The following is a 4,232-nucleotide window of genomic DNA, read 5'->3' as shown; positions in this document are numbered from 1 at the left end:
AAAATAAAACCATAAAAAACTTTCCTCCGTATATCATCGTAACAAAAAACATTAAAACTCATTAATTATGAAAAGGAAGTTAAAAATAATTGCTCTGAGTATAATTGGAACAGCATTTTTATTATTTGTTGTTTTAGTTGTTCATATAGCAACGGCAAAACCGGTAGAGTATGATAATGCTACTATGCAAATTAGTAGAATAGATTTTCAAGAACCATTAGATTCTATGAAAATTAAAGAGATTCACAGAAATTTAAAAACCATTCCAGGTTTTATAAACGACAGTTACAATCTTAAGAATAATGTAGTTGTTTTTTTTCATGATAATAAGATTGCAGATTCCAAAAAAATCTACGATGAGCTTATGAAAAAAGGCGATTACAAAGCAACAAGATATATTTTACCCAAAGGATTAGAATCTAAAAAAGTATGTCCTGTTATTCAGGAAGGAAGTTTTAGTTACCACTTTTCTAGAGGTATTCAACGAGTTTTTAATTAATCTTTAAATATTACAATCATGAAAAATGTTAAAATGGCATTAATTGCCCTGTTAATCGGATCTACTGTATTTGTTACAACTTCTTGTAACAATGACGATGATTCTGGACCAAAATCACTTTACACAAAATTAGGTGGTAAAAAGAAAGTAGCCGACCCAAATAATCCTAGCGTAATGATTGAGCAAGGTCGTTTAAGCTACCGTTCTGTAGTTGACTCAACAATTGTTTTAATTGTAGGAGATATTGTTGCTGGTGCACCAGGAAATTTAGGAGCACATTTCGCACCTGTCGTGGGTGAAGTTTCTTCTGGAAATGCTACTAACGTGGCAGTTTTAAGTAAAAATTTAACCGATTTTTTCTCTGCTAATACTGGTGGAGCATCTACAAACACATACAGTGGATTAGATATGGTAAGCGCACACGATCCAGCTATTAACCCAAGAATGGGTGTTAAATCTACCGATGCAAATTATGACAAGTTTATTGGATATGTTGGTGCAGCAGCTGGTTTAAATGGTGTTACTGATCCAGTTATCATCAATGAAGTAGTAGCAGTTTTGGAATCTTTAAGAGATCCAATTGTTCAAGCTCCGTAAATTTGTTTTTAAAAATTAGACATTTATTTTAATAATAATTTGTTTATGTTTTTTTGTTTGGAGCCCAATAATTTATTGTTGGGCTTCTTTTTTTTTCTTACTTTTATAAAAAAAATATCATGAAAAAAATACTTCTGCTATTGAGTGTGGTATCGCTCTATAGTTGTCAAAATCAGGCTCAAAATAAAGTTAGTAATCAAGTAACTTCGGTTCAACCCATGGAAAAACAAACTATTTATCAGTTTAAAGTAAAAGATTTAGAAGGAAACGAATTTGACTTTGCTTCACTAAAAGGAAAGAAAATACTTGTCGTAAACACAGCATCTAAATGCGGATTAACACCTCAGTACAAACAATTAGAAGCAATTTACAATCAGTACAAAGATCAAAATTTTATTATTGTTGGATTTCCAGCAAATAACTTTGGGCAACAAGAACCTGGTTCCAATAAAGAAATTGCCGAATTCTGCGAACGTAATTACGGTGTAACATTTCCTATGATGGAAAAAATTTCTGTAAAAGGATCAGATATGGCTTCAATCTATCAATTTCTAACTAAGAAATCTAAAAATGGTTTGAAAGACAGTGAAGTAGAATGGAATTTTCAGAAATACTTAATCAATGAAAAAGGTGAATTAGATAAAGTAGTTTCACCACAAGTTTTACCAACCGATCCAGTGATTGTTGATTGGATTAAAGGTTAATTTAGAGAATAGAATAAAGAATATAGAGAATAGAATAAAGAATATAGAGAATAGAAAATCAGAAAACTCATAAAATTGTTTTCTGATTTTTTTTTATAAAATTTGTTACGTTCAAGGATTTAAAAAGTAGGAAATTGTAGGCTCAAAATTTTAGATTTAGCACTGAAAATCAAAAGTGCAAAACAAACTTTAAATCAAGTTCTAAAACCTTAGTGTTTCAAAATTGCTTTCGGCAGTAGTAATTATTTGCAAAAGTATGGGTCGTTAGGATTTTCAGGTTCGGCGTAAGTTCCAATTCCGTTTGTTGCGTAAAAACAAAAGTGCATTTTTTTAGAAGTTATACCGTCCATTCTTACTTCAACAGAAGTTCCTCGATTACTCTCTGGAGCAGAAGCTGATTTATTTTGATGTGCTGGAATGTTATTGAGTGTTACAATTTCGCTTTTAAAAATTTCGCCATTATCCTTGATGTAATCAATATTTACATTTACTTCATTTAGCATATAATCAGTATCATTAGTTACGATTACATCCAAATTATTTATTCCGCCAAGTTCATAGTAAGTATATTCGTTTGTTGTTACTCTAATATATTTTTCAAAGTTATTTCTGTAATTTCTATTTTTAATTGTCAATTCTTCATTAATTCTATCTGTTTCGGCATCAACAGTAACCTGAGAATTATCAATTCCAATAAATTCTCCATTTTCGTTATATATTGGTTCTGGGTCGTTTGATACTAGTGATAAACCAATAAAAACTAAAGCTAAAACTCCAACACCAATTAAAACATTTCTCATAGTTTTACTTTTTTTTGGCTCAGAGTTTTGATTATTTTCATAACTCGGTTTCGTAAAACTTGGTGGATTTGCATTTGTATTTTGGTGCGCAAATTTTTCAAATTTTGGTGGAGTAGAAGTAACTTCTATAATTGATTTTAATTCTTCAACATTTCCTGCAATTGTCCAATTTTGTAATCCATCGTACCAAATTGGAGTTTCATTTTTTATTTTAATTGTCTTTAATTGTTCAATATCAAACGGACCATTTTCTACTTCGTCGTTATGAATAAAATACTTTCTCATTTTTTCTATATGGTTTTTATTTTCTAAGATTTTCTATATTATTGCCGCCAAAACTGAGCTTATCTAAGTGTAAACTTCCAACTTCCATCTCCTAAAGCATCTTCTGCATAATTATACTGTGCAACCAACGCTCAAATTTATATCCCGATTCTTTGATGTTTCCAACAATTTCAAAGCCAAATTTCTTATGAAAATCGATGCTGCTTACATTTTCAGAATCAATTACACCAATCATGGTGTGCAATTTTTGAGCTTTCGCCAAATGAATTAATTCAGTTAAAATCATTTTTCCGATACCTTTTCCAACAGAATTAGGATGCGCATAAACCGAATGTTCTACAGTAAATTTGTAGGCTTCGCGAAATCTAAATTCACTATAATAGCCAAAACCAACTACAGTTTCATTTTCAATTGCAACAATAATTGGAAAACCTTTCTTGACTTTATCATCAAAAATTGCTAATTGATTTTCTAAAGTTCGCGGTTCATAATCGTATAAAGCAGTAGAATTTAGAATATTATAATTGATAATTTCTAAAATTGCTTGCGTATCTTCAACTTGGTAAGGTCTGATTCTAATTTCCATGGTTCAAAAATAGTATTTTTTAGCCATAAAGAAATCGCTTAATTAACTTAACTTTCTTATTGGTTTAATTTCTACTCAATAAATAACTTTGTAACTTTGTGAAAATTAAAAGCCTTTGTGTCTTTGCGCCTTTGTGGCAAAAAAAAGTAAGATGAAATACCCAAAAATACCTTTAGCGCAATCTATCATAGAAATTTTTCGCGCCAAAGGAATCCAACATATCGTAATTTCTCCAGGTTCACGAAACGCTCCTTTAACAATTGGTTTTGTAAACAATCCAAATTTTACTTGTTATAGTATTGCTGATGAGCGTTGTGCTGCATTTTTTGCACTCGGAATTGCACAACAAATCAACAAACCTGTTGCTGTTGTTTGCACTTCGGGTTCGGCTTTGCTCAATTATTATCCAGCTTTTGCAGAAGCATTTTACAGTGAAATTCCACTAATTGTGCTTTCTGCCGATAGACCAAAAAGCAAAATCGATATCGGCGACGGACAAACCATTCGTCAGGAAAATGTATTTGCAAATCATTCGTTATTCGATGCCAATTTAAACGAATTTCCATCTGATGAAAACGATTTATTGATTAATGAAGCACTAAATACGGCTTTCGCCAAATGCGGTCCAGTGCACATTAACGCGCCATTTGAAGAACCATTATATGAAACTGTTCAAGAACTTTCGGTAAATCCGAAAATAGTTTCAGAAGAAATTGTGAGCAATCAAATTGAAGATATTTCAAGTTTTGCAAATGATTGGA

The 4,232-nt window shown here is 31.1% G+C and carries 6 protein-coding genes; 4 read left to right on the top strand and 2 right to left on the bottom strand.

Features of this window, described 5'->3' with window-relative positions:
* Positions 1-67 precede the first annotated feature (67 nt).
* From DIU01_RS08025 to DIU01_RS08015, 3 genes are all read left to right on the top strand, one after another.
* Positions 68-499 (top strand): hypothetical protein, encoded by a 432-nt coding sequence (locus DIU01_RS08025; protein WP_290833284.1) that lies wholly within the window; start codon positions 68-70, stop codon positions 497-499.
* Positions 500-517: 18 nt separating this feature from the next.
* Positions 518-1,096 carry a hypothetical protein gene (locus tag DIU01_RS08020; protein ID WP_290833282.1) on the top strand — a complete coding sequence of 193 codons (579 nt, stop codon included), beginning with the start codon at positions 518-520 and terminating at the stop codon, positions 1,094-1,096.
* Positions 1,097-1,215: 119 nt separating this feature from the next.
* On the top strand, positions 1,216-1,800 hold the full coding sequence (locus tag DIU01_RS08015; protein ID WP_290833280.1) for a glutathione peroxidase: 585 nt from the start codon (positions 1,216-1,218) through the stop codon (positions 1,798-1,800).
* 242 nt (positions 1,801-2,042) lie between these two features.
* Here DIU01_RS08015 and DIU01_RS08010 read toward each other — a convergent pair whose 3' ends face one another.
* Both DIU01_RS08010 and DIU01_RS08005 read right to left on the bottom strand, forming a co-directional pair.
* On the bottom strand, positions 2,043-2,885 hold the full coding sequence (locus DIU01_RS08010) for a DUF4339 domain-containing protein (RefSeq protein ID WP_290833278.1): 843 nt from the start codon (positions 2,883-2,885) through the stop codon (positions 2,043-2,045).
* Between the two features lie 91 nt (positions 2,886-2,976).
* Complete coding sequence (locus tag DIU01_RS08005) at positions 2,977-3,471, bottom strand: GNAT family N-acetyltransferase (RefSeq protein WP_290833276.1); 495 nt, start codon at positions 3,469-3,471, stop codon at positions 2,977-2,979.
* A gap of 151 nt (positions 3,472-3,622) precedes the next feature.
* Between DIU01_RS08005 and DIU01_RS08000 the strand changes: the two genes are divergently transcribed.
* Positions 3,623-4,232 (top strand): thiamine pyrophosphate-binding protein (locus DIU01_RS08000; RefSeq protein WP_290833274.1); only part of this gene is annotated, 610 nt, incomplete at its 3' end.

It is taken from the genome of Flavobacterium sp. (assembly GCF_003525665.1).
Classification (GTDB): domain Bacteria; phylum Bacteroidota; class Bacteroidia; order Flavobacteriales; family Flavobacteriaceae; genus Flavobacterium.
Note: the sequence above shows the minus strand (reverse complement) of the source record. Positions and strands in the feature narration are given on the sequence as shown.

Excerpts from the sequence above, each read along its gene's own strand:
- DIU01_RS08015 (WP_290833280.1), top strand. The coding sequence starts at position 1,216 with ATGAAAAAAATACTTCTGCTATTGAGTGTGGTATCGCTCTATAGTTGT.
- DIU01_RS08010 (WP_290833278.1), bottom strand. The coding sequence starts at position 2,885 with ATGAGAAAGTATTTTATTCATAACGACGAAGTAGAAAATGGTCCGTTT.
- DIU01_RS08025 (WP_290833284.1), top strand. The coding sequence starts at position 68 with ATGAAAAGGAAGTTAAAAATAATTGCTCTGAGTATAATTGGAACAGCA.
- DIU01_RS08020 (WP_290833282.1), top strand. The coding sequence starts at position 518 with ATGAAAAATGTTAAAATGGCATTAATTGCCCTGTTAATCGGATCTACT.
- DIU01_RS08005 (WP_290833276.1), bottom strand. The coding sequence starts at position 3,471 with ATGGAAATTAGAATCAGACCTTACCAAGTTGAAGATACGCAAGCAATT.